This is a genomic window from Microbacterium sp. ANT_H45B (assembly GCF_008369345.1).
In the GTDB taxonomy this organism is placed as follows: domain Bacteria; phylum Actinomycetota; class Actinomycetes; order Actinomycetales; family Microbacteriaceae; genus Microbacterium.
On the sequence record NZ_VOBK01000003.1, the window covers coordinates 57,433 to 82,347 of the forward strand.

Annotated in this window: 23 protein-coding genes and 1 riboswitch; of the genes, 14 read left to right on the top strand and 9 right to left on the bottom strand. The window is 70.1% G+C overall.

Annotated elements, in window-relative coordinates:
- Positions 1-20: 20 nt before the first annotated feature.
- The 3 genes from hpaD to FQ142_RS12565 all read left to right on the top strand — a co-directional run bounded on the left by hpaD (position 21) and on the right by FQ142_RS12565 (position 2,833).
- Positions 21-1,157, top strand: coding sequence for a 3,4-dihydroxyphenylacetate 2,3-dioxygenase (hpaD, locus tag FQ142_RS12555; protein WP_149423581.1), 1,137 nt, complete (start codon positions 21-23; stop codon positions 1,155-1,157).
- Positions 1,158-1,259: 102 nt separating this feature from the next.
- The gene (locus FQ142_RS12560; protein WP_149423582.1) at positions 1,260-2,045 is read left to right on the top strand and encodes a 2-keto-4-pentenoate hydratase; all 786 of its coding nucleotides are present in this window, start codon (positions 1,260-1,262) and stop codon (positions 2,043-2,045) included.
- On the top strand, positions 2,030-2,833 hold the full coding sequence (locus FQ142_RS12565) for an HpcH/HpaI aldolase family protein (RefSeq protein ID WP_149423583.1): 804 nt from the start codon (positions 2,030-2,032) through the stop codon (positions 2,831-2,833). Before FQ142_RS12560 ends, FQ142_RS12565 begins: the two co-directional genes overlap by 16 nt.
- A 33-nt stretch (positions 2,834-2,866) precedes the next feature.
- Here the strand turns inward: FQ142_RS12565 and FQ142_RS12570 are convergent, their stop codons facing one another.
- From FQ142_RS12570 to FQ142_RS12580, 3 genes are read right to left on the bottom strand one after another with little or no spacing between them, the layout of a single operon-like run.
- Positions 2,867-3,685, bottom strand: a complete 819-nt coding sequence (locus tag FQ142_RS12570; protein ID WP_149423584.1) for a carbohydrate ABC transporter permease — start codon at positions 3,683-3,685, stop codon at positions 2,867-2,869.
- Entirely contained in the window at positions 3,678-4,604 is a 927-nt protein-coding gene (locus FQ142_RS12575; RefSeq protein WP_262492144.1) for a carbohydrate ABC transporter permease, read from the bottom strand. Before FQ142_RS12575 ends, FQ142_RS12570 begins: the two co-directional genes overlap by 8 nt.
- Positions 4,597-5,937 (bottom strand): ABC transporter substrate-binding protein, encoded by a 1,341-nt coding sequence (locus tag FQ142_RS12580; protein WP_149423585.1) that lies wholly within the window; start codon positions 5,935-5,937, stop codon positions 4,597-4,599. Before FQ142_RS12580 ends, FQ142_RS12575 begins: the two co-directional genes overlap by 8 nt.
- A 179-nt stretch (positions 5,938-6,116) precedes the next feature.
- Here FQ142_RS12580 and FQ142_RS12585 point away from each other — a divergent pair, with 179 nt between their 5' ends.
- The 4 genes from FQ142_RS12585 (at position 6,117) to FQ142_RS12600 (ending at position 10,831) form a co-directional block, all read left to right on the top strand.
- Entirely contained in the window at positions 6,117-7,586 is a 1,470-nt protein-coding gene (locus FQ142_RS12585) for an LLM class flavin-dependent oxidoreductase (RefSeq protein ID WP_149423586.1), read from the top strand.
- Positions 7,583-8,809: an acyl-CoA dehydrogenase family protein gene (locus FQ142_RS12590; RefSeq protein WP_149423587.1), complete on the top strand. Its 1,227-nt coding sequence runs from the start codon at positions 7,583-7,585 to the stop codon at positions 8,807-8,809. Before FQ142_RS12585 ends, FQ142_RS12590 begins: the two co-directional genes overlap by 4 nt.
- Positions 8,809-10,029, top strand: coding sequence for an acyl-CoA dehydrogenase family protein (locus FQ142_RS12595; protein ID WP_149423588.1), 1,221 nt, complete (start codon positions 8,809-8,811; stop codon positions 10,027-10,029). Before FQ142_RS12590 ends, FQ142_RS12595 begins: the two co-directional genes overlap by 1 nt.
- A gap of 79 nt (positions 10,030-10,108) precedes the next feature.
- Positions 10,109-10,831: a DUF6882 domain-containing protein gene (locus tag FQ142_RS12600; protein ID WP_149423589.1), complete on the top strand. Its 723-nt coding sequence runs from the start codon at positions 10,109-10,111 to the stop codon at positions 10,829-10,831.
- Between the two features lie 29 nt (positions 10,832-10,860).
- Here the strand turns inward: FQ142_RS12600 and FQ142_RS12605 are convergent, their stop codons facing one another.
- Positions 10,861-11,337 carry a DUF4188 domain-containing protein gene (locus FQ142_RS12605; RefSeq protein ID WP_045253141.1) on the bottom strand — a complete coding sequence of 159 codons (477 nt, stop codon included), beginning with the start codon at positions 11,335-11,337 and terminating at the stop codon, positions 10,861-10,863.
- Positions 11,338-11,399: 62 nt separating this feature from the next.
- Between FQ142_RS12605 and FQ142_RS12610 the strand changes: the two genes are divergently transcribed.
- On the top strand, positions 11,400-11,960 hold the full coding sequence (locus FQ142_RS12610; protein ID WP_262492145.1) for a TetR/AcrR family transcriptional regulator: 561 nt from the start codon (positions 11,400-11,402) through the stop codon (positions 11,958-11,960).
- Positions 11,961-12,005: 45 nt separating this feature from the next.
- Here the strand turns inward: FQ142_RS12610 and FQ142_RS12615 are convergent, their stop codons facing one another.
- Positions 12,006-12,884: a bifunctional methylenetetrahydrofolate dehydrogenase/methenyltetrahydrofolate cyclohydrolase gene (locus tag FQ142_RS12615; protein ID WP_149423590.1), complete on the bottom strand. Its 879-nt coding sequence runs from the start codon at positions 12,882-12,884 to the stop codon at positions 12,006-12,008.
- Positions 12,881-14,155, bottom strand: coding sequence for a serine hydroxymethyltransferase (gene glyA, locus FQ142_RS12620; RefSeq protein WP_149423591.1), 1,275 nt, complete (start codon positions 14,153-14,155; stop codon positions 12,881-12,883). Before glyA ends, FQ142_RS12615 begins: the two co-directional genes overlap by 4 nt.
- Before the next feature lie 38 nt (positions 14,156-14,193).
- Positions 14,194-14,278, bottom strand: a riboswitch (ZMP/ZTP riboswitch).
- A gap of 52 nt (positions 14,279-14,330) precedes the next feature.
- Here glyA and FQ142_RS12625 point away from each other — a divergent pair.
- The 6 genes from FQ142_RS12625 to FQ142_RS12660 all read left to right on the top strand — a co-directional run bounded on the left by FQ142_RS12625 (position 14,331) and on the right by FQ142_RS12660 (position 21,862).
- Positions 14,331-15,854, top strand: a complete 1,524-nt coding sequence (locus FQ142_RS12625) for a beta-N-acetylhexosaminidase (RefSeq protein ID WP_149423592.1) — start codon at positions 14,331-14,333, stop codon at positions 15,852-15,854.
- A complete protein-coding gene (gene nagA / locus FQ142_RS12630) occupies positions 15,851-17,017 on the top strand; it encodes an N-acetylglucosamine-6-phosphate deacetylase (protein WP_149423593.1) in 1,167 nt (388 codons plus the stop codon). The genes FQ142_RS12625 and nagA overlap by 4 nt, the downstream gene beginning before the upstream one ends.
- Before the next feature lie 439 nt (positions 17,018-17,456).
- Positions 17,457-19,700, top strand: a complete 2,244-nt coding sequence (locus tag FQ142_RS17505; RefSeq protein ID WP_188042399.1) for a sigma-70 family RNA polymerase sigma factor — start codon at positions 17,457-17,459, stop codon at positions 19,698-19,700.
- 29 nt (positions 19,701-19,729) lie between these two features.
- On the top strand, positions 19,730-20,101 hold the full coding sequence (locus tag FQ142_RS12650) for a YrdB family protein (protein WP_056412044.1): 372 nt from the start codon (positions 19,730-19,732) through the stop codon (positions 20,099-20,101).
- Positions 20,098-21,462, top strand: coding sequence for an FAD-binding oxidoreductase (locus FQ142_RS12655; RefSeq protein ID WP_149423594.1), 1,365 nt, complete (start codon positions 20,098-20,100; stop codon positions 21,460-21,462). The genes FQ142_RS12650 and FQ142_RS12655 overlap by 4 nt, the downstream gene beginning before the upstream one ends.
- Complete coding sequence (locus FQ142_RS12660; protein ID WP_149423595.1) at positions 21,455-21,862, top strand: NUDIX hydrolase; 408 nt, start codon at positions 21,455-21,457, stop codon at positions 21,860-21,862. Before FQ142_RS12655 ends, FQ142_RS12660 begins: the two co-directional genes overlap by 8 nt.
- Before the next feature lie 12 nt (positions 21,863-21,874).
- Here FQ142_RS12660 and FQ142_RS12665 read toward each other — a convergent pair whose 3' ends face one another.
- The 3 genes from FQ142_RS12665 to FQ142_RS12675 are packed head-to-tail and all read right to left on the bottom strand — an operon-like array spanning position 21,875 to position 24,840.
- Complete coding sequence (locus FQ142_RS12665; protein WP_149423596.1) at positions 21,875-22,654, bottom strand: glucosamine-6-phosphate deaminase; 780 nt, start codon at positions 22,652-22,654, stop codon at positions 21,875-21,877.
- On the bottom strand, positions 22,647-23,612 hold the full coding sequence (locus tag FQ142_RS12670; RefSeq protein ID WP_149423597.1) for an ROK family protein: 966 nt from the start codon (positions 23,610-23,612) through the stop codon (positions 22,647-22,649). The genes FQ142_RS12665 and FQ142_RS12670 overlap by 8 nt, the downstream gene beginning before the upstream one ends.
- 40 nt (positions 23,613-23,652) lie before the next feature.
- A complete protein-coding gene (locus tag FQ142_RS12675) occupies positions 23,653-24,840 on the bottom strand; it encodes an ROK family transcriptional regulator (protein ID WP_056412062.1) in 1,188 nt (395 codons plus the stop codon).
- Positions 24,841-24,915 lie beyond the last annotated feature (75 nt).

Here is a 24,915-nt window from a genome sequence, read left to right on the forward strand (position 1 = left end):
GACTCGGCAAGGACGCTGACATGACCGACCGCGAGAACATGACCCTGACCTCCGCCGGCTACTACGTGAGCCAGGAGGCGCCGATCCGCACGGACGATCCGATCGCGACGCCCGAGAGCACTCCGCCCGATGTGCTTCGCTGCGCCTACATGGAGCTCGTCGTGACCGACCTCGCGGCATCGCGGGTGTTCTACGTCGACGTGCTCGGGCTCTACGTCACCGAGGAGGACGACGAGGCGATCTACCTGCGTTCCACCGAGGAGTTCATCCACCACAACCTCGTGCTGCGCAAGGGCCCGGTCGCCGCCGTCGCCGCGTTCTCCTACCGGGTGCGCTCGGCCTCGGACCTCGATCTCGCCGTCGCGTTCTACACCGAGCTCGGCTGCGACGTGCGTCGCGAGCCGAACGGGTTCGTCAAGGGCGTCGGCGACTCGGTGCGCGTGGTCGACCCGCTCGGCTTCCCGATCGAGTTCTTCCACCAGTCCGACCACGTCGAGCGGATGTCGTGGCGCTACGATCTGCACATCCCCGGCGAGCTGGTGCGTCTCGACCACTTCAACCAGATCACTCCGGACGTGCCACGGGCCGTCAAGTTCATGCAGGACCTCGGCTTCCGCGTCACGGAGGACATCCAGGACGAGGAGGGCACCGTGTACGCCGCGTGGATGCGGCGCAAGCCCACCGTGCACGACACGGCGATGACCGGCGGCGACGGCCCCCGCATGCACCACGTGTGCTTCGCCACCCACGAGAAGCACAACATCCTGGCCATCTGCGACAAGCTGGGCGCGCTCCGCCGCTCCGACGCGATCGAGCGCGGACCGGGTCGACACGGCGTGAGCAACGCGTTCTACCTGTACCTGCGCGATCCCGACGGCCACCGTGTCGAGGTCTACACGCAGGACTACTACACGGGCGATCCCGACAACCCCGTCATCACCTGGGACGTGCACGACAATCAGCGGCGCGACTGGTGGGGCAATCCCGTCGTGCCCTCCTGGTACACCGACGGCTCGCTCGTGCTCGACCTCGACGGCGCGCCGCAGCCGGTCGTCGCCCGCACCGACAGCTCGGAGATGGCCGTCACGATCGGTGCCGACGGCTTCTCGTACACACGCCCCGAAGAGGGCGAGAAGAAGCTCGGGAACCAGCTCTAGAGCGCTTTTCGCTTCGCGGTTCCCGAGCGCCCTTCGTCTCGCTCCGCTCGCTCAGGGACCGGAGCGCAGCGACGGGGCCCACACCGACCTGAGGAGGAACGGATGCTGTCAGCAGACACGATCGAGACCATCGCCGCGGAACTGGCCGAGGCAGACCGCACGCACTCGGTCATCCCGCGGATCACCGCGCGCCACCCCGATGCGACCGTCGAGGACTCCTACGCGATCCAGGGGGTCTGGAGAGACGCGCAGATCGCCGCGGGACGCCGCCTCGTCGGCCGGAAGATCGGGCTCACGTCCAAGGCGATGCAGCAGGCGACGGGCATCACCGAGCCGGACTACGGGGTGATGTTCGACGACACCGTCTACGAGTCGGGCGCCGAGATCCCGACCGCGCACTTCTCGAACGTGCGCATCGAGGTCGAGCTCGCGTTCGTGCTCGCGCGCCCTCTCGAGGGCCCGGACTGCACGCTCGACGATGCGCTCGCGGCGATCGACTACGCGGTGCCCGCGCTCGAGGTGCTCAACTCGCACATCGAGCTCGAGGGGCGCACCATCGTCGACACCATCAGCGACAACGCCGCGTACGGCGCGATGGTGCTCGGCAGCGAGCGCCGGCGTCCCGACGAGATCGACCTGCGCTGGGTGCCCGGCGTGCTCTCCCGCAACGGCGAGATCGAGGAGACCGGAGTGGCCGCCGGCGTGCTCGGACACCCCGCCACCGGGGTCGCCTGGCTCGCGAACAAGTTCCACCAGCACGGCGCGCGACTGGAGGCCGGGGAGATCATCCTGGCAGGATCGTTCACACGCCCGATGTGGGTGTCGCGCGGCGATCAGGTGCTGTGCGACTACGGACCGATGGGAACGATCGAATGCCGCTTCATCTGAGCCCGTCCTTCCGCGAGCGGCTCGCCGCCGCCGACCGCTCCCTGATCGGCATGTGGGCGTGCTCCGGCAGCCCGCTCGTGACCGAGGTCGCGGCCGGATCCGGACTCGACTGGCTGCTCATCGACATGGAGCACTCCGCCAACTCCCTCGAATCCACGCTCGTGCAGCTGCAGGTGGTCGCGGCGTATCCGATCGCGCCCGTGGTGCGGGTGCCGTCGAACGACACGGTCGCCATCAAGCAGGTGCTCGATCTCGGCGCGCAGAACATCATCGTGCCGATGGTGTCGTCGGTCGAGGAGGCCAGGGCCGCCGTCGCCGCGACTCGGTATCCGCCGCAGGGTGTGCGCGGGGTGGGCAGCGCCCTGGCTCGGAGCGCCCGCTGGAACCGCGTCGACGACTACCTGCGCGACTCGGCGACGCACACCTCCCTGACGGTGCAGATCGAGACGGCGGCGGGTGTCGCCGCGGCGGCGGAGATCGCCGGCGTCGAAGGAGTGGATGCGGTGTTCGTCGGCCCCTCCGACCTCTCGGCGTCGATGGGCCTGCTCGGACAGCAGACGCATCCCGACGTCGTGGCCGCGGTGCATCGCGTCTTCGCCGCGGTGGCGGGCACGGGCACCCCGGTCGGCGTGAACGCCTTCGACCCGGCCGCCGCCGACGCCTACATCGCCGCGGGTGCGGACTTCGTAGCCGTCGGTGCCGATGTGGCGCTGCTGGCTCGCGCCTCCGAATCTCTGGCCGCGCGCTTCATCCCGGCGTCCGACGACGCGACCCGCGCCAGCTACTGACCCGCGCCCCGCCGTGCGGAAGGCCGACGGCTTTCAGCGCACGGCGCCTGCCGTCAATCCGCCCACGAGCCAGCGCTGGAAGAAGACCGCGGCCGCGAAGACAGGGATCACGCCGATGAACGACGCGGCGGCGATCTTGCCGAAGTGCGGCGTGCGGTCGCCGTAGAACAGCGACAGGGCGACGGGGAACGTCTGCGCGTCCACGCTCTGCGTGAGGAAGGTGGCGAGGAGGAACTCGTTGTAGTTGAGGATCGCGACGATGATCCCGATCGCGACGAGACTCGGCAGCAGCAGCGGCACGACGACCGACCAGAGCATCCGCAGCGTTCCCGCACCGTCGATGCGCGCCGCCTCCTCGATCTCGCCGGGCAGGCGTCGGATGAATCCCTCCAGCAGCCAGACCGCCACCGGGACGTTGACGAGGGCGTACACGAGTGTGAGCCCGACGAGCGTGTTGTTGAGGCCGATCGCGCGCAGAAGGGTGAGCAGTGGGACCACGGCGACGATCGGCGGAAGAAGCCAGGGGCTCATCAGGGTCGCTGCCAACGTGCGTCCGCCCGCCCTGTGCCGGACGATCGCCCAGGCGCCGGGGACGGCGATGACCAGCGAGATCACGGCCCCGCCGATCGCGGCCACCAGGGAGTTCAGGATCGACCGAGGGATGTCGGTGACCAGCACGTCGCCCCAGTTCTCCCAGTGCGGCGCAGCGCTCCACAGGATTCCCGACACGGTCTCGTCACGCCCCATCAGTGACACCGAGAACAGATACGCGAGCGGGACGAGGGTGACGGCGAGCGCCGCGAAGAGCACGCTGCTCGCGACGGGCCTGAGCCGGGTGCGCCGCTCAGTCATGTCGTACCTTTCGTGCGAAGACCGCCACCACCAGGGTCACCGCCGTGACGATGACCGCGAACACGAGGGTGATCGCGGACGCCCGGCCGATGTCGAACTCCTTGAGAGCGACCTGCTGGATGAGGTACGTGGTCACGGTCGAGGCCTGGCCGGGGCCGCCCGATGTCATCACGAAGACGAGGTCGAAGACCTTCAACGCGATGACGAGCCGGATGAAGAGCGCGGCGACCACCGTTCCCGCGATCGCCGGCCAGGTGATGTGGCGGAACAGCCCGATTCCATGGGCGCCGTCGAGGGACGCGGCCTCCCGCACCGAGGCGTCCTGCGTGAGGAGCGCGGCGTACACGAGGATCACGATCAATGGTGTCCATTGCCAGACATCGGCGAGACCGATCGCGGGGAGCGCCCATGCCGTGGTCGACAGCGGCGCGAACGAGAGACCCGGAAGCACGGTCGCGAGCAGCCCGCCCCCGGGGTTGAACACGAGCTTCCACAGCGTGCCGACGACGACCGGCGGGGTGATCAGCGGGAGCAGCAGCAGTGTGCGCACGACGGCGCCTGCGCGGGTCGCGCGCTCCAGCGCGACGGCGATCGCGACGCCCAGCACCACGCTGACGACGGCAACCACGACGGCATAGGCGACGGTCCGCGCGAACGACGCGACGACGTCGGCATCCGCGAGGACCGTCTCGAGGTTCGCGGTGCCCACCCACTCCTGGAACGGTCGCCCGAGTGTCGAATCGGTGAAGGCCGCGGCGACGATGAAGACGAGCGGATACGCGCCGAGCACGACGATCGACAGGATCGTCGGCGCGGTCAGCAGTCGTGCGGTGCGGGACCGCGCCGGACCGCCCGCCCGTCGCGGCACTCGGCCGGACGCGCGGGCGGTGCGCACGCGGATCGCGGAAGCGTCAGCCAAGGATCTCTTCCCACTCGGCCTGGACGCGGTCGAGGGTCTCCTGCGCGGAGCCGCCGTCACCGGCGATGAGCTTGGCCAGCTCGTCGGTGAGGATCTGCGCGGCCTGCGAGGCGTTCTCCCCCGTGGGCCAGGCGAGCGATCCGCTCAGCGTCGTGCGGTTGACCCGCTGCAGGTCGGGGTAGGTCTCTCCGTAGGCCTCGCTCTCGAGCGACGACTCGCGGTTCGGGTCGATCCCGGTCTGCGGGTCGGCGACGATCAGCTCGGAGTTGACCTCGCTCGATGCGGCGTACTCGATGAAGGCCTTGGCGAGGTCGGTCTTCTGGGTGTTCGCGGCGATGACCCAGGTGAACCCCGCCACCAGCGACGCCCGCGCCTCGGTGTTGTCGCCGCCGACCGGCAGCGTCGTCACGCCCCACTTGCCCGCGACCTTCGAGTCGGGGTTCGTCTCCGACCCCACGCCGAGGTCGGTCCAGTTCTCGATGAAGCCGACCTTGCCGTCGTACCAGGCGCCGTTGCCGACGCCGAAGTCGGTCTCGGCGGCTGTCGGGAAGGCGTACGGCACAGCATCCACCAGCGCCTCCGCGGCGGCCACGGCCTCCGGGGAGTTGATCGTGGGCGTGCCGTCCTCGTCGACGAACTCGCCGCCGAAGCCCGCCAGGCGGTTCGCGTAAGCGGCCCCGAGGATCAGCGGAGACTTCTGGCCGAAGATGGCCGAGCCGTAGACGCCCTCGTCGCCCTCGTTCTCGGTGATGGTCTTCACATCGGCCAGGTACTCGTCCCAGGTCGCGGGCGGTTCGGTGATGCCGTTCCGCTCGAGGATCTCCTTGTTGTAGAAGAGCACGTGGGTGTCGCCGTCGAAGGGCAGGCCGTAGCGGCGGTCGCCGACCAGCGTGTAGGGATCGTTGATCGAGGGGATGAAGTCGTCCTCCTCGAGCGAGGGGGTGTCGGCGATCCAGTCGGTGAGATCCTGGATGGAGCCGCCCTCGGCGAGGTCGCCGATCGAGACGTACCAGGGGGCCGCCACGTCGAACGTGTTCGCTCCCGACTGCTGGTCGAGCGCGAGGGTCGAGCCGATCTCGTCGTAGGGCACGATCGTGAGGTTCACCTCGGCCCCGGTCTCCTTCTCGAAGTGCTCCTTGAGCCAGTTGCCTGCGCTCTCGTGCGAGGTGATGAGCAGTGCGTTCAGGGTCTGACCGGAGAAGTCACCGTCTGCGCCCCCACCAACGGACTCGGGAGCCTGCGCGGCGCAGCCGGCGATGACGAACGTCGCGGTCGTCAGGGCGGCGGCACCGAGAAGGAGGCGGCGTCCGGCGCGGCTCGGGATGAAGGACATGGGGGCTCCTCAGGCGTCGGGTCGGAGAGGCGATCGGCGCTCACGCTAGGTGTCGGGCGGTGACCGATGCATCGCGGGCGTAACACTTCGACGTGGAGCGACCCGAAGTGTCATCTGCCGGGTCGAGGCATGGCCCGAGTGGCTATGGTCACGGAGTCCCCGACCAGCTGAGGAGCACCGTGTCACGCCGCATCATCCTGAACGCCTTCGACATGACGTGCGTGACGCACCAGGCCCCCGGCCTCTGGCGGCACCCCGACAACCAGGCCGATCGGTATCACGACCTCGACTACTGGGTGGATCTGGCGAAGACCCTGGAGCGGGGGAAGTTCGATGCGATCTTCATCGCCGACGTGCTCGGCACGTACGACGTCTACCGCGGCTCGGCGGCCACAGCGCTCGGCGATGCGACGCAGGTCCCCCTCGGCGACCCCGTCGTGCAGATCTCGGCGATGGCGCACGCGACCGAGCATCTCGGATTCGGTGTGACCGTCGCCACGACCTATGAGCAGCCCTACGCGCTCGCCCGCCGATTCTCGACTCTCGACCACTTCACGCGCGGACGCGTCGGATGGAACGTCGTCACCAGCTACCTCGACTCCGCGGCCCGCAACCTCGGCCTCGACGCGCTGATCGCCCACGACGATCGCTACGAGATCGCCGAGGAGTTCCTCGACGTGACCTACAAGCTGTGGGAAGGATCGTGGGAGGACGACGCCGTGCTGCGCGACCGTGAGGCCGGCGTCTTCGCGGATGCGGCGCGGGTGCACCCGATCGGGCACGAGGGCCGCCACTATCGCGTCCCCGGCATCCACCTCGCCGAGCCCAGCCCGCAGCGCACGCCGGTGATGTTCCAGGCGGGCGCATCGCCCCGCGGCCGCGAGTTCGCCGCCAAGCACGGCGAGGCGATCTTCATCAACGGTCTGCGCCCGGAGGCGACGCGTCCTGTGACGGATGATATCCGCGACCGCGCCGAGGCTCTCGGTCGCCCGCGCGACTCGGTCAAGATCCTCACACTGGTCACGGTCGTCGTCGCGGCGACCGACGACGAGGCCCGGGCGAAGCTCGAGGACTACCGCGGCTACGTCTCGGTCGAGGGCGCATTGGCCCTCTATGCGGGGTGGACAGGACTCGATCTCTCGCAGTACGAGCCCGACGTGCCGCTGGAGTACGTCGACACGGATGCCGGGCGCTCCGCTCTCTCGGTGTTCACCAAGGCCGACCCGGACCGTCAGTGGACGCCCCGGGACATCGCGCACTACGTCGGCATCGGCGGCATCGGCCCCGTGATCGTCGGCGGCCCGCAGACGGTCGCCGACGAGCTGGAGCGCTGGGTCGATGTCGGCGGCGTCGACGGTTTCAACATCGCCTACGTGGTGACCCCCGGATCGTTCGAGGACATCGTCGAGCATCTCGTCCCCGAGCTGCGCCGCCGCGGACGCACCTGGGACGACTACCCCGAAGGCACGCTGCGCGGGCGACTCTCGGGCGACGGCTCCCCCGTCGTGCCCGAGTGGCACCCTGCGCACGCCTATCGCGGCGCCTACGTCGGTGGTGCGTCGGCCCTCGACGGCACGCTCGGCGGACCGCTGGTGGATCCCGAGACCGCCACCCCTGAGCAACTCACCGAGAAGGAGGGCGCCCGATGAGCGTCATCGCAGAGACCACGAAGCGCAGCCGCTGGACAGGGACGGCGGATGCCGCGGAGCGTGCCCGCTGGCGCGCCGTCGCGGAGCGCGTCGCCGACGAGCTGGCGCGCGACGCCCTGCAGCGCGACCGCGCGAATCTGGATCCGACGGTCGAGCTCGACCTGCTGCGCGATGCGGGTCTGGTGACACTGCTGCAGCCCGCCGAGTTCGGTGGAGGCGGCGCGCACTGGGAGACGGCCTTCCTGGTCATCCGCATCCTGTCGCGTGCCGACGCATCGGTCGCCCAGGTTCTGGCCTACCACTACATCAACTCGGGCAACATCGGCTTCGCGGCCGACCCGGCTGTTCAGGAGCGATGGCATCGGAAGACCACCGAGGGGCGATGGATCTGGGGTGACTCCGTCAACCCGACCGATCCCGACCTCGAGCTGACCGCCGAGGGCGACGGCTATCGCCTGAACGGCCTCAAGCGCTTCTCGACCGGAGCGTCGGCCGGAGACGTGGTGCTGGCGGCGGCGCTCGTCCGCGGTGGCGAGCGCGACGGCCAGGTGCTGTTCGTCGTGCTCGACCGCGACCGCGAGGGCATCCGCTACCTCGGCGATTGGGATGCGCTCGGTCAGCGCCTGTCGGCGAGCGGGTCCGTCCGCTTCGACGATGTCCGCGTCTCGGCCGCCGATGTGCTCGGCGAGCTCGGCGACGAGCCGTTCTCCACGCTGATCACGCCCGGCATCCAGCTCGCCTTCGGCAACATCTACCTCGGGGTCGCCGAAGGGGCTCTCGCGCGGGGACTGGATCTGGTGCGTGCGCGCCCCCGCGCCTGGTTCCTCAGCCAGGCCGATTCCTACCGGGACGACCCGTTCGTACAGCGCGTGGTCGGCGAGTTCGCCTCACGCATCGCCGCGGTGGAGGCCCTGACCGACCGGGCCGGACGCCTCTTCGACGAGGTCGTCGATGATGGCGCTGCGGTGACGGCCGAGAGCCGCGGAGAGCTGGCGATCGAGATAGCCAAGGTCAAGGTGGTGTCGACCGAGGTCGGCATCGAGGTCGCGAACCGGATCTTCGAGATCACCGGTTCGAGCTCCGCGCGTGCCGACGTGGGCCTGGATCTCTTCTGGAGGAACATCCGCACGCATTCGCTGCACGATCCCATCGACTACAAGAAGCTCGAGGTCGGCGCCTGGACGCTGAACGGCGAGCTCCAGCCGATCTCCCTGTACACCTGATGGGCGAGCAGACGCAGCGGCTCGCCGCCGCTCGAGAGCGGTTGCGCCCGGTGTTCGCGAAGATCGCGGCGGGAACGATCGCACGCGAGAAGCACCGCGAGCTGCCCTTCGCCGAGGTGGCGGCGCTCCGAGAGGCGGGGTTCGGCCGGCTGCGGCTGCCGACCGAGCACGGCGGCTTCGGCCTCGACTGGCCGTCGTTCGCCGAGGTGCTCATCGAGCTCGCCGCGGCCGATTCCAACCTCCCCCAGATCTTCCGGGGCCACATCGCGTATGTCGAGCATGTCCTGGCTGCCACCTCGAGCGAGCGGCGCTCACGGTGGCTCGACCGCATCGCCGACGACGAGCTGATCGGCAACGCGTGGTCGGAGAACGGTTCGGCGACGGTCGGCACGAACGCGACGCGGGTGAGCCGGCGACCGGACGGCACGTGGAGGGTGGACGGGCGCAAGTTCTACACGACGGGCAGCATCTTCGCCGAGTGGATCGACGCGACCGTCGATCTCGACGGCGAGACCGTCACAGCCCTCATCCGGAGGCACCAGGACGGAGTGGAGATCTCGGACGACTGGGACGGCTTCGGCCAGCCGCTGACCGGCACCGGCACCGCCGTGTTCACCGATGCATCCGTCGACGCCGAGGATGTCGAGCCGTTCACGTCGCGCTACCCGTATCAGACGGCCGTGTATCAGCTCACCCTGCTCTCGGTGCTCGCGGGCATCGCCGCCGCGATCGAACGCGACACGGTCGTTCAGGTGCGTGCGCGCACCCGCACCTACAGTCACGGGAGCGCGAATCGCGTCGCCGACGACCCGCAGGTGCTGCAGATCGTCGGAGAGCTGTCGGCGACGAACGCGACGGCTCGTGCCCTCGTGCTCGATGTCGCCCGTGCCGTTCAGCACGCGGCGGACGTGCTCGGGACGCCCGCCACCGAGGATGCCGTGGTCGCCGCTGAGCTCCGCTCGTCGCAGGCGCAGATCGTGCTCACCGACCTGGTCCCGCGGGCCGCATCCCGACTGTTCGACACGCTCGGCGCCTCAGCCGTGCGGTCGGGGACCGCGCTGGATCGGCACTGGCGCAACGCCCGCACGGTCGCGTCCCACAACCCCTGGATCTTCAAGGCGCGCCAGCTCGGCGACCACGCTGTGAACGGTCGGACTCCCGAGTTCGTCTGGGCCGTCGGAGAGTCGACGAGCGTCGCGGTCAGCGGCCTGTCGCGGTGACCTCTCCAGATGGCGCGTCGAAGCGGCCGGCGCCATCTGATTCTGGCGTATTCATAGCAATCCGGGTGAGACTGGAGGCATGACCTTCGCCGCGCTCCAGCCGCTCGCAGACCGTGCCGCACTGTTCACCGCCCTCCGCCAGGATTCGCTGGTCACCGCGCTCGAGGACCTGGGCGAGAACCGCTGGGATGCCGACATGGCCGCCGGCACGCTGACGTTCACCTCGAACGATGACCCGTCGCGCCGGCTGACGACCCGCGCCCACCTCATCGCCACCATCGCTCCCGGACCCCGCTCGCTGCTCTGGGCGTGGGCCCACCCGCAGGGCGACCCCGACGGCATCGCCGGCCAGTTGAGGGACTACGGCACCGCCCACGGCATCGCCGAGCTCAGCCAGAGCGAGCTGCCGTTCCCCGACGATGCCAGCGGCGACTCCGAGTGGATCACCGCGGCCGCGCACACCGTCGGCGGCGTCGCCGTCGAACTCACCGGCCGCGCGCCCTACTACTCCGCCCCGGTCGGCGGCGGCACGTCGGCCGTGTTCCTGCTCGACGCGCCGATCCCCCCGCTCACGGTGTCCGTCGCGGCGATCGCGCTCCCCCGCATCCTCTCCGGCACCGCGCTCATGGATGCCCGCACCGCGGTGTGGGATGCCGCGCGCCTCGCCGGCTGGAACCTCACGTGGGCCGACGAGGCGTTCTCGGGGGCGACCGTCGCCGACGAGACCGGATCGGCCACCTTCCACTTCGACGAACAGGCCCGCATCACGAACATCGAGAGCAGCCTGCACCCGCAGAGCTGATCGCGCGCGTCACGCCGCGAGTCGGCCCGTCACCGCCCCAGGCGCTGGCGGGCCGTCTTCGTGCCGGCGCCCACCGGCGCATGAGCGGTCGCCGCCGCCAGACCGAACAGCGGCATGTCGACGTACACGGTCTCGAGATCCGCAGCGGGCACCTGGTACGTCTCATGCCAGACTCCGACGCTGCCGGTGCCCTGCAGCGTGCGCATGAAGTCGCGCCACGGCTGCAGGTGCGGGGCGTCGCGGTCGGCGGCGAAGCGCTGCAGGTGCTCGGGGCTCTCCCAGTACGACAGCAGGATCGTCGTCCTGCCGAACCAGCTGTGCACACCGAGCATCCCCGAGTCGGGATGGGTGGCGAGGTGCTGCAGCATCGGCGGCATCTTGCTGGCCGTCCACCACACGCGGCGGAGATCCCACCATCGGTTGGCGCGCATCCCGATCAGGAAGACCGTCACGTCCGCCCTGTCGGGGGCCGCGGTGTAGCGCCCGGGGAACACCTGCTGGGTCATTTCCACTCCTCATGCGATTCCGTAACCGCGTTATGAAACGACGTTACGGTATGCTGGGCCGCATGGCAAGACCCGCACTGTACGACGACGCCCTGCGTCGCCGACTCCTCGACGCCACGGCGCGGATGGTCGACGAGCGCGGAGTGGAGGGGATCAGCCTGCGCGAGATCGCCCAGGGCGCCGGCACCTCCACATCCGCCGTGTACGCGCTGTTCGGCGGCAGGGCGGAGCTGCTCGTCGCCGTGATCGATCACGGCTTCGCGTCGTTCGGGCAGTCACAGGCGTCCACCGAACCCGACGGCCTTCGCGCGCTCGGCCTCGCCTATCGAGCCTGGGCCACCGCGAACCCCGCGCTGTACCGGCTCATGTTCGGCGGAGCGGTCACGAGCGAGGACTGCCGCCCCGACGAGGCCACCACGGGCGCGGCGATGATGCCGCTCGTGCGCACGCTCGCCGAGCGGGTCGACGAGCCCGAGGTGATGCCCGCCGCCCTCACCGTGTGGGCGCAGGTGCACGGCGCCGTGAGCCTGGAGCTCGCGAGCGTCGCTCCGGTGGCCGTCGACTGGGATGCCGTCTACGACCGCGTGGTCGACGCGGTCGAGCGCGCCTTCCCGGCGCGCTGACCCTCACCGCGCCGGGCCCCCGACCCGCCGACCGTCCCCGAGGACTCAGACCAGGCGCTCAGCCGCCTCCACCACGTTGGTCATGAGCAGAGCGACCGTCATCGGGCCGACACCGCCCGGGTTCGGCGAGATCCAGCCCGCGACCTCGGCGACATCGGGGTGCACGTCTCCGAAGACCAGGCTCTTGCCCGTCTCCGGATCACTCTCGCGCGTGACCCCGACGTCGAGCACGGCCGCACCGGGCTTCACGTCTTCGGCGCGGATCAGATGCTTGACGCCCGCTGCGGCCACGATGACGTCGGCCTCGCGCAGGTACCGCGGCATGTCGACCGTGCCGGTGTGCGTGAGCGTGACCGTGGCGTTCAGGTCGCGGCGGGTGAGCAGCAGTCCGATGGAGCGGCCGATCGTGACACCTCGCCCGACGACGACCACGTGCTTGCCCGTGAAGTCGTAGCCGTTGCGCAGCAGCAGCTCGATCACACCGCGCGGCGTGCAGGGCAGCGGCGTATGGATGGGCTTGTTGACGTTGAGCACGAGGCGGCCGAGGTTGGTCGGATGCAGCCCATCCGCGTCCTTCGCCGGGTCGATGCGCTCGAGGATCGCATCGGTGTCGATGTGCGCGGGAAGAGGCAGCTGCACGATGTAGCCGTGGCAGTCCTGGTCGGCGTTGAGCTCGTCGATCAGCGCCTCGACGTCGGCCTGCGTGGCATCGGCCGGCAGCTCGCGCTGGATCGAGTTCATCCCGATCGCCTCGGACTGGCGATGCTTCATCCCGACGTAGAGCTGCGACGCCGGGTCGGCACCCACCAGCACGGTCGCGATGCCGGGCACGATGCCCTTCGCCTTCAGAGCGGCGACACGCTCGGTCAGCTCGACCTTGATGGCGGCTGCTGCCGCCTTGCCGTCGAGGACCTGGGCGGTCACTGCTGCAGGTCCGGGTAGAGCGGGAAGGCGGCGGCGAGCGCGTCGACGCGCGCACGGAGTGCCTCGACATCGGCGCCGGGCAGCAGCGCGAGGGCGATCACGTCGGCCACCTCGGTGAACTCCGCATCTCCGAAGCCGCGGGTCGCGAGCGCCGGAGTCCCGATGCGCAGACCCGACGTCACCATCGGCGGACGCGGGTCGTTGGGCACCGCGTTGCGGTTGACGGTGATGTGGATGTCGTGCAGCAGGTCTTCGGCCTGCTTGCCGTCGACCTGGGCGTCGCGCAGGTCGACGAGCACGAGGTGCACGTCGGTGCCGCCGGAGCGCACGCCGATGCCGGCATCCTTCACGTCCTGCTGCGAGAGACGATCGGCGAGGATCGAGGCGCCGCGCAGGGTGCGTTTCTGGCGCTCGGCGAACTCGGGGGTGCCCGCGAGCTTGAACGCGGTCGCCTTGGCGGCGATCACGTGCATGAGTGGCCCGCCCTGCTGCCCCGGGAACACGGCCGTGTTGATCTTCTTCGCGATGTCGGCGTCGTTCGTCAGGATGAAGCCCGAGCGAGGGCCGCCGATCGTCTTATGCACGGTCGACGAGACGACGTGCGCGTGCGGCACCGGGTTCGGGTGCAGGCCCGCGGCGACGAGTCCGGCGAAGTGCGCCATGTCGACCCAGAGCAGCGCGCCGACCTCGTCGGCGATCGCGCGGAAGGCCGCGAAGTCGAGGGTGCGGGGGTACGCGGACCACCCGGCGATGATGACCTTGGGCTTGTACTCGATCGCGAGGCGCCGCACCTCGTCCATGTCGATGACCGAGGTCTCGGGGTCGACGCCATAGGCGACGATGTCGTAGAGGCGGCCCGAGAAGTTGATCTTCATGCCGTGCGTCAGGTGGCCGCCCTGGTCGAGGGCGAGGCCGAGGAGGGTGTCACCGGGGCGGGCGATCGCGTGCAGCACGGCGGCGTTGGCCGATGCGCCCGAATGCGGCTGGACGTTCGCGAACTCGGCGCCGAACAGGTCCTTGGCCCGCTGGATCGCGAGTTCCTCGGCGACGTCGACCTCTTCGCAGCCGCCGTAGTAGCGGCGCCCGGGGTAGCCCTCGGCGTACTTGTTGGTCAGGACGGAGCCCTGCGACTGCAGGACCGAGACGGGCACGAAGTTCTCGGATGCGATCATCTCGAGGAACGTCTGCTGGCGGGCGAGTTCGCGGTCGAGGACCTGTGCGATCTCGGGGTCCACCTCGGACAGCGGTGCGTTGAAGTAACGGTCGGTCATGATGACGTGCTCCTCTGACGACGGATTCGAAGGGTGTTCCTATCGGCCCAGGCGCGCGGTCGAATTCCGTGGTCAGTCGCTCCCCGGTGGTAGTCCACCCAGACGCCAGTCGCGACGAGTACGAGCATAGCGGATTTCCCTGCGCCCACGACCCCGAGCAGGGTAGGTTTTGTTCATGGTCCTTCCTGATTACCTGCCGCTGGTGCCGCTGCCCGCATCGGTCACGATCGGAGCCGGGCGCCTGCCTGTCTCCCCCGACGTGCGCGTGACCGGGGGCTCCCCCGCCGTCGCACAGCTGATCGATGCGGTCGAGAGCCGCAGCGGCATCCGTCTCGTCCACTCCGCCGACTCGACCGGCGACTCGACCGGCGAGATCGCGCTGCGTGTCGACGCGTCGGTCGCGGGGGCCGAGGGCTACACGCTCTCGATCGCGGAGGGGGTCGAGATCGTCGGCGCCGATGAGGCCGGACTCTTCTACGGGGTCCAGACTCTGCTGCAGCTGCTGCGCGAGGACGCGCACGGCTGGGCGCTCCTGCGCGCCGAGATCGCCGACGAGCCGCGCTTCGTCCGCCGCGGGGTCATGCTCGACGTCGCGCGCCACTTCTTCGGAGTCGCCGAGGTGAAGCGACTGATCGACAGCGTCAGCGCGCTGAAGTTCAATCACCTGCACCTCCACCTCACCGACGATCAGGCGTGGCGCATCGAGATCGAGTCCTGGCCGCGACTCACCGAGCTCGCCTCCACGACCGCGGCCCTCGGCGACGCGGGCGGCTTCTTCACCAAGGACGACTATCGCGAGATCGTCGCCTACGCGGCAGCACGGCACATGATCGTGATCCCGGAGATCGATCTGCCCGGGCACACGCACGCCGTCGGCGTCGCCTACCCCGAGTTCGTCGAGGACCCGGTCATGAACGACGCACTGATCGCCGATGCGAAGCGCCTGGGGCAAGACCTCCCGGTCGCCGGCGAGCCCTACCTCGGGTGGGGCGTCGGGCACTCCAGCGTCCGCATCCACGAGGAGCGCACCTACGAGTTCGTGCGCGACGTCGTGCGAGAGCTCGCCGAGATGACACCCGGTCCGTACATCCACATCGGCGGAGACGAATCGCTCGGGACCCCGCAGGCGGACTTCGATCTGTTCGTCGAACGGGCGACCGCGATCGTCTTCGAGGAGGGGAAGACGCCGGTGGCCTGGCACGAGGTGGGCGCCGCGCCCGGCATCGCCCGGGGCACGGTCGGGCAGTACTGGGGCAAGACGACCCCGGAGGGGTCGCATGCGGCCGAGGCGACGCACTTCGTGGAGCGCGGGGGCGCGCTGATCATGTCAGCCGCCGACGCCGCCTATCTCGACATGAAGTACACGACCGACTTCCCCCTCGGACTCACCTGGGCGGGCACCATCGACGTCCGTTCGGCCTACGAGTGGGAGCCGACGTCGGTGCTAGATGTGCCTGACGCCTCGATCCTCGGCATCGAGGCACCACTGTGGAGCGAGACCACGCGCACCTGGCACGACGTGGAGCAGCTCGTCTTCCCGCGCGCCGCCGCCCTGGCCGAGGTCGCGTGGTCGCCGCACAGCGGTTCGGGCCGGGAGTGGGAGTCGTTCCGCGCACGCCTGGGCGCACTGGCGCCGGTGTGGAATGCTCAGGGCATCGACTTCCACCCTGCACCCGAGATCCCCTGGACCGAGCGATGACCGCCGAGCGCCCGACGACGGGGTCGCTCGTCATCCACTCCGCGCGGCTCGTCGACGGCGGGTCCGTGCTGGCCGACGCGTGGGTGCGGTTCGACGACGGCAAGGTCTCGGGGCGAGGGGTCGGCGATTCCTGGACCGCGGCAGACGAGGTCGTCGACGCCGTGGCATCCGCCGGAGAGGGCGCAGTGCTCACACCGGGGTTCATCGACATCCACGGGCACGGCGGCGCAGGCGCGTCCTTCGACGACGGCATCGATGCGATCCGCACCGCTCGGGCCCTGCACCGCGCCCACGGCACGACGCGCGCCGTGATCTCCCTGGTGACGGCCCCCCTCGACGCACTCGCACGGCGGGTCCAGGACATCGCCGACCTCATGACGACGGATGCCGACATCCTCGGCTCCCACCTCGAGGGGCCGTTCCTCGACCCGGCGCACAATGGTGCTCACGAGCCCACCCTGCTGCGCGAGCCCCGCGCCGCCGATGTGGCCCGACTGCTGGAGGCCGGGCGAGGGACGATCCGCCAGGTGACGATCGCCCCCGAGCGCCCCGGCGGCCTCGACGCGATCCGCTCGATCGTGGAGGCGGGCGCGGCCGCCGCGGTCGGACACACGAGCGCGGATGCCGCGATGGCGATCGCCGCCTTCGACGCCGGCGCGTCGATCCTGACCCACGCCTTCAACGCGATGCCCGGCATCCATCACCGCGCCCCCGGGCCGGTGCTGGCCGCCGCCGCCGATCACCGGGTGGTGCTCGAGGCGATCGCCGACGGCGTGCACCTCGACCCGCACGTGATCAAGCTGGTGTTCGATTCCGCGCCCGGCCGCGTGGCGCTGATCACCGATGCGATGGCCGCGGCCGGGAGCGCCGACGGGCACTACGACCTCGGTGCGGTGAGCGTCACGGTGCGGGACGGGATCGCGCGCGCGGACGACACGGGATCGATCGCCGGCTCGACCCTCACGCAGGACGTCGCGCTGCGCCGAGCGATCGCCGCGGGGGTCGGACTGTCCGATGCCGTGCAGGCGCTCACCGAGACGCCGGCACGGGCGATCGGATGCGGCCACGACCTCGGCAGCCTCGACGCCGGCTTCACGGCTGATGCCGTTCTGCTGGACGCGCAGCTTCGTGTCGTGCGCGTGTGGGTCGGCGACCGAAGCTGAACCGGTACGCGGCCGGAAGGGTGCGGGGCCGCCTTTCCCCAGATCGGCGGCCCCGTCATGTCCCCTCTTCGCGAGTCGGCGGGCCGGGAACTCCTCCCCCGAGGTGTCCGGCCCGCCATATCGATGCATATCCCCCTGCATCGATGCCTGAGCTCCGCCCCCCGGTGGAGCTCCTTGGCTTCTCTCTGTGATGAGACGACGACCACCGCGATTCATTACGCGAGTTCTCAGTTTTTTTTCACGCGAATCACGCGCAGTTCGGACTTATCCGTCATCACCTGGGCTTTTGTCAAGGAGCACGCCAGCGGATCTTTTTTCGGATGTGGGGTGACATGCCCGGGGGTTTGGCGAGAGAATGGAGAAGGCGCGTGATGAAAACGGGGTTCACGCGTCTCTTCATGTGGGGACGACTTCACGTGCTCCACGACAGATGGATGACATGGATCAGGACAACACTTCGCACGACGAGGGGATCGCTGACGCGGATCTCGTGCTGCGCACGCGGTCGGGCGATGCAGAGGCGTTCGCCGAGCTGTGGCGACGCCACTATCCCTCGGGCATGTCCGTCGCGCGGTCGATCACCTCGTCGATCGATCCCGACGACCTCGTGCAGGAGTCCTACACCCGCATCTACCAGGCCATCATCAGAGGCGGCGGACCGAACGGCTCCTTCCGCGCCTATCTCTTCACCAGCATCCGCAACACCGCCGCCGCCTGGGGGCGCGCGCGCCGCGATCACGCGATCGACGAGCTCGATGCGGTGGCCGATCCCGACAGCACAGACCAGGCGGCCAACGAGGCCCTCGACCGCAGCCTGACCGCTCAGGCCTTCCGCAGCCTCCCCTCCCGCTGGCAGGAGGTGCTCTGGTACACGGAGATCGAGCAGATGAAGCCGCAGGAGACCGCGGCCCTGCTGGGCATGAAGGCCGGCGCCGTCTCCCAGCTCGCATTCCGTGCCCGTGAAGGACTCCGCGAGGCCTGGATCCAGGCGCACCTGCGCAGCGCCGCGGCCGGCTCCGACTGCCAGTGGACTATCGAGCACCTGGGCGCCTATTCCCGGGGCAATCTGAGCACTCGCGATCGCAAGCGCCTCGAGCTGCACCTCGACGAGTGCGCCCGCTGCATGATCGTCGCCGCCGAGGCGAAGGATGTGTCGAAGCGCCTCGCGCTCGTCCTCCTGCCGCTCGTGCTCGGCATCGCGGGATCAGCCGGCTACCTCGCCTCGCTCCAGGGTGCAGGCACCCCCATCGTCGCGCTGGCGGCCATGCCGTCGACGGTGACCGAAGGCGCCGTCGTCGTCGCCGCGGGTGGCGCGGCCGCCGCCGGAGCGGGCGCCGGCACTGCGGGAGGCGCAGGGCACGCGGGAGCGTCGGGAGCGGGAGCGTCCGGCGGATCTGCGGGCACAGCGACCAGCGGAGGACTGCTCAGCGGAGTGGGTGCCCTGGTCGGAGCCGCCTCAGCGGCCCTGGTGGTCGCGGGCGTCGTCGTCGCCGCGACCATCATCCCCGGCCTCGCCGGAGCGAATCCCACAGCGTCCCTGCCCTACGCGGGCGACGGCGACTCGTCCATCAGCGCCGATGTCGGCCCCGACGACGCCATGGCCGAGGATCGCACGCTGCTCGTCGAAGAAGAGGAAGCGCCCGAGACACCGCCGGTCGAAGCGCCGGTGACGCCCGATCCCGGTGAGGCGACCACTCCTGAGACACCCGCCGCACCCTCGACGCCCGAGCCGCCGGTGGTCACTCCCCCGACGCTCGATCCCGATCCGCCCACGGATCCGCAGCCCCCCACGGATCCCGAGGACCCGACCGGCCCCGAAGACCCGACCGACCCGGAGCCCCCGACGACCCCGGAGAACCCGGAGAATCCGACCAACCCGGAGAATCCGACCAACCCGGAGAACCCGACCAACCCGGAGAACCCGACCAACCCGGAGAACCCGACCGAACCGGAGAACCCGACCAACCCGGAAAACCCGACCGAACCGGAAAACCCGACCGAACCGGAGAACCCGACCGAACCGGAGAACCCGACCGAGCCGCAGCTGCCGGCCGGTGGTCCCGAGGTCTCCGATGTGGGAATCTCGCTCGTGGGAACGGTCACGCACTACTCCGTATCGCTCACCGGTGCGCCGGGTGCCACCGTCGATGCACTCCTGAACGGAAGCACCGGAGGCAGCGGGTCCACCGTGCTCGAGGCCGGCGAGGCCGATCTCGGCTACGGCGTCATCGACCTTCGTCCGACGCTGTCGCAGCTCTGCACCAACGCGACCGTCGACTTCTTCTACACCACCGGGACGGAGACGGGCCCGGCGCTCAGCACGACGCTGTGGGACCTCTACGAGGCCTCCGACCTCTACCAGGGTGTCGACTTCCGCGAGAACCCGCTGTTCACCCTCGTGTGCCTGTTCGCGACCGACCCGGAGACCGAGCAGCCGGTCACCGAGGAACCCGTCACCGAAGAACCGGTCACCGAAGAACCGGTCACCGAAGAACCGGTCACCGAAGAACCGGTCACCGAAGAACCCGTGACCGAAGAACCCGTCACCGAAGAACCCGTCACCGAAGAGCCCGCGCCGACCGACGCCACCCCGGAGGATACGACCACCCCGGGCCCCGTCACCGAGCCGACCCCCGACACCGCCGACGACGCTGCGGACGGGGTCGTCGTCCCCGCACTCTGAGGCTCGTCGGCGGCGAATAGACTGGGGTCATGCCTCAGGATTCGGCCTCCGTGCCCGGCGTCGACCGCCCGAACATCGCCCCTCTCGACATCGTTCGCTCGATCGTCCTGGTCGTCTCCGTCGGCACCCTCGCACTGTGGGGCTTCGCCACGTGGCCGCTGCCGTGGAACGTCATCCTCGGCATCGGCGCCCCGCTCGTCGTCCTGCTGGTGTGGGCGCTGTTCCTGTCTCCGCGCCCCCTTCTGCGCCTGCACCCGTTCCTCCGCGCCGCCGTGGAACTGCTCATCTACGTCGGCGTGACCATCGCCTGGTGGCTGATGGACCAGCCGGTGGTCGGCATCGCGTTCGCGGTCGTCGCCATCGGTGCGGGGCTCGTGAGCGGCCGGCGCCGCATCGCATGAACGTCGTCGATCAGCTCACCGCCGAGCTCGGCATCCTCGTCGACACGGATCCCGACGTCCTCGATCAGGCGCGCGCGGACCATTCGGGCCATGCCGCACCCGGCACACCGCTCGCGGTCGTCCACGCCGAGACCGTCGCGCACGTGCAGACCGTCCTGCGCATCGCGACCGCGACGCGCACCCCTGTCGTCGTGCGCGGCGCAGGCACCGGACTCGCCGGTGCAGCCAACGGCGGCGACGGCGAGATCGTGCTCTCCACCCGCCGGATGACCGCGATCCGTGAGATCCGGGCGGACGACCTGCTCGCGGTGGTCGAACCGGGCATCCTCAACGCCGACCTCAACGACGTCCTCGCCAAGCACGGACTGTGGTGGGCGCCCGATCCCGCGAGCCGCGCGATCTCGACCGTCGGCGGCAACATCGCGACCGGTGCGGGCGGCCTGCTCTGCGCCAAGTACGGTGTCGTGCGCGACGCCGTGCTCGCGCTCGACCTCGTGCTCGCCGACGGCCGTCTGCTGCACCTCGGGCACCGGAGCGTGAAGGGGGTCACCGGTCTCGACCTGACCTCTCTCGTGATCGGCTCCGAGGGCACGCTCGGTGTCGTCGTCGGAGCGACGCTGAAGCTCCGTCGCCTGGTCGAAGGCACCACGTGCACGGTCACGGCGACCTTCCCCGACGTGCGCTCCGCCGCCGCGGCCTCGGCCGCCGTCACCGCCTCCGGCATCCAGCCGGCGATCATGGAGCTGATGGATGCCGGGAGCCTCGCCGCGGTCGCCGCGCTGCTCGATCTGCCCCTGCCGGCCGCGGGCAGCGCCCAGCTGACGATTCAGACCGACGGACCCGCATCCGTGGTCGAGGCGACGACGATCGCCGCGATCCTCGAGTCTCACGACGGCGTGACCCTGGTCTCACAAGACCGCGAAGAGGGCGAGAAGCTGCTGGCGATACGACGTGCCATGCATCCCGCGATGTCCGCCCTCGGCACGACCCTCATCGAGGACGTCTCCGTGCCCCGCAGCGCGATGCCGGCGATGTTCGACGAGATCGCGCGCATCGAGCAGAAGTACGGCATGTCGATCCCGACCGTGGCCCACGCGGGAGACGGCAACCTGCACCCGAACTTCATCTTCGAGGGCGCCGAGCCCCCGGCGGAGGTGTGGGCTGCGGCCGACGAGCTGTTCCGTGCGGCCATCGCACTCGGCGGCACCCTCACCGGCGAGCACGGCATCGGAACGCTGAAGAGTCGATGGCTCGCCGACGAGCTCGGTGACGACCAGTGGGAGCTGCAGCGTCGCATCACGCAGGTGTTCGACCCCCTCGGCATCCTCAACCCCGGCAAGGTGTTCACCCCTCGTGCCTGACATCAGGGTCAGTGCGGCGGTGATCGTCGACGACGCCGGACGGGTGCTCGTCGTCCGCAAGAACGGCACCACTCGCTTCATGCAGCCGGGCGGCAAGCCGGAGCACGGCGAGACCGCCGCGCAGACCCTGATCCGCGAGCTGCACGAGGAGCTCGGGATCGAGCTCGTCGAGGCCGACCTCTCCCCCCTCGGCACCTTCGTGTCCGAGGCGGCCAACGAGCCGGGTCACCGGGTGATCGCGGATGCCTTCGCCGTGACCGCGCCGATCACCGACGTCGTCGTGCAGGCCGAGCTCGCCGAGCTCCGCTGGATCACCCCGGCCGACGCCGAGTCCCTGCCGCTCGCGCCCTTGAGCACCGAGCACCTGCTGCCGCTCGCGTGGCCGGCTGCCGGGCGCTGAGCCCTCGACGGGTCAGATGCCCTGCCAGCTCGGCTTGTTCGCGAAGGTGTAACGGTAGTAGTCCGAGAGCGTGAGACGCGAGGCCGCGGCCTCGTCCACCACGACGGTGGCGTGCGGATGCAGCTGGATCGCCGACCCGGGGAGGATGGCCGAGAGCGGTCCCTCGACGGCATCCGCCACCGCCTGCGCCTTGCCTTCGCCGAAGGCGAGGAGCACCAGGTGTCGCGCACGGAGGATCGTGCCGAGCCCCTGCGTGATGCAGTGCATGGGCACGTCGTCGATCGAGTCGAAGAAGCGGGCGTTGTCCTCGCGCGTCTGCGCGGTCAGCGTCTTCACGCGGGTCCGTGACGCGAACGACGAACCGGGTTCGTTGAAGCCGATGTGTCCGTCGGTGCCGATCCCGAGGATCTGCAGGTCGACACCGCCCGCGGCATCGATGGCCGCCTCGTAGTCCGCCCCCGCGTGCCGGATGGTCGCCTGCGCGCCGTCGGGCACGTGGATGCGACGCGGATCGAGCCCGAGGGGCTCCACGACGTCGCGGGTGATCACCGACCGGTAGCTCTCGGGATGCGCGGGGTCGAGCCCGACGTACTCGTCGAGGGCGAAGCCACGCACCCGGGAGACGTCACGGCCGGCGAGCCTGGAGCGCAGCGCCCGATAGACCGGCAGCGGGGTCGACCCCGTCGCGAGTCCGAGCACGGCATCGGGACGCGCGTCGATGAGGTCGACGATCTCGGCGGCGACCAGCGCGCCGGCAGCCTCGGGGTTCTCGACGATGACGACTTCAGCCATGGGTCACGATCTCCTTGAGGGGGGTGGAGGCGCCGACGAGCGCCGCGCCGAAGGCCGCCGCGGGAGACCCCGCGGGGAGCAGTTCGATCCTGTCGTCCAGGTGCAGGGAGCGCATGAACGACGACGTCTCCGCTCCGGCCTGCAGCGCGGTGCGGACACCCGACAGGAGTCGGTCGCCGAGTGCGGTGAGCCCGCCCCCGATGATCACCCGCTCCACATCGGCCGAGAGCACCAGCGCCCGCACGGCTGCGGCAGCGCCGTTGAACAGATCCGCGCGCAGCGCACGCGCTCTGACGTCGCCGCGTTCCGCCGCGTCCAGGATGTCGAGCACGGGCAGCGCACCGGGCACCGCCCAGGCGCGCGCCAGGGCTCCGCCGCCGCACAGCGTCTCGATGCATCCGCGCTGGCCGCAGCTGCAGAGCCGTCCGTTCGGGTCGACGGACAGGTGACCGACCTCGCCGGCGGTCCCCCGCGAGCCGCGCCAGATCACACCGTCGACGACGATGCCTGCCGCGACACCGGTGCCGAGGTTCAGGAAGGCCATGGACCCGTCGATCTGCCGCAGCGCGGCAGCGCCCAATGCCGCGGCCTTCACGTCGTTCTCGACGCGCACCGGCACCCGCAGGCGGTCGGCGACGCGGTCTGCGAGGTCGAGCGACTCCACGCCGAGGTTCACGGCGTGCAGTACTCGTCCGGTGGCGACGTCGACGAGACCGGGGATGCCGATGCCCACCGACGAGACCGCAGCGGCGTCGATGCCGGTCTCGGCGGCGAGCGCGGTCACGGCGGCCGCGATGTTCTCGACCACGGCCTCCGCGCCCCATCCGGTCGGCCGTCGGAGGCGTGCGCGGACGTCGCCGTCGGGCGCCACCGCGACCGCGTCGATCTTCGTCCCGCCGACATCCAGGCCCACTCGAAGACGCCGACCCTCGAGGTCGACGGCGATCGCCTCCGTCATCGGATGGCGCTCCGGCGCGCAGTCGTGTCTCCTGCGCCGCTCACGAGACGCCCAGCTGGCTGGAGAGCACCATGACGGCCGCGCCGCGGAGCACGATGTCGTCCTGCGCCGTGCGGCGGATGAGCGCGTCCTCGAAGACGCCCTCGAGCGTGCGCGCGTGCAGTGTCTCGACCGCGGCATCGATCAGCACGCCGTCGAGGAGGTCTTCAGGGCCCGAGAGCACGACCTCCGAGAGGTCCAGCACGGCGACGATCGGAGCGATCGCGATGCCCATGCGGGTTCCCGCGTCGCGCAGGATCTCGTCCCGCGACTGCGGTTCGGCAGCGATCGCCGGACGCAGCCTGGTCTCGCTGAGCCAGGCCTCGAGGCATCCGTCCTTGCCGCACGCGCACCGGGGACCCCCGTCGGTGCCGACCACGACGTGGCCGATCTCGCCCGCCGCGAAGCGGCTGCCCAGGAGCGGCTGGCTGCCGGTGATCACGCCGGCGCCGACGCCTCGACCGATCTTGATCAGCATGAAGTCGGCCTTCGCCTCACCGAACGTGTACTCGGCGAGCACGGCCGCATTGGCGTCGTTGCGCACGAGCACGGGCAGGCCGAGATCGATGCCGAGCTTGCCCTCGAGCGGAAGATCGGTCCAGCCCAGGTTGGGCGAGCTGAGCACCACACCGTCCGGTCGCACCACGCCGGGGGTGCCGATGCCGACACCGAGGATGGGGTGGGTGGCGGTCTCGGCGAGTGCCCTGGCGAGCTGGAGCGTCGCGGCGTAGGCGGCCTCGCCGTCGGCGCTCTCCGGCCTCGGCACCTCGCGCCGTTCCAGGATGTCGCCGTCGAGACTCAGCAGTGCGCCGACGAACGCCTGGGGACCTGACAGATCGATTCCGATGATCTGATGCCCGACCCGGTCGATGTCGATGAGGATCGGCGGCTTGCCGGGACCGACCGTCTCTCGGACGCCCATCTCGATCACGATGCCGTCGGCGATGAATTCGGCGACCAGGTCGGAGATGGTGACCCTGGTCAGCCCGGTCTCGCGCGAGAGGTCGGCGCGGCTCATCGCACCGGAGTGGTACAGGGTCTGCAGCACCAGCGCGCGGTTGTGCCCCCGCGCGTGCTCCGGGAGCACCTTCGCCCGCGAGCGCAGATGGCGCCCAGGGCCGAAGGCGTGGAGGCTTGCACCGACGTAGTCTGGTGACGTCGATGGAGGCGTGGCATCCGATACGGACATGTTTGTTAGTAGACCTTACGAACAAAAATTGTGCAAGTCCTGCCCCGAATAGCACAGGCAGGGTTACGGAAACGT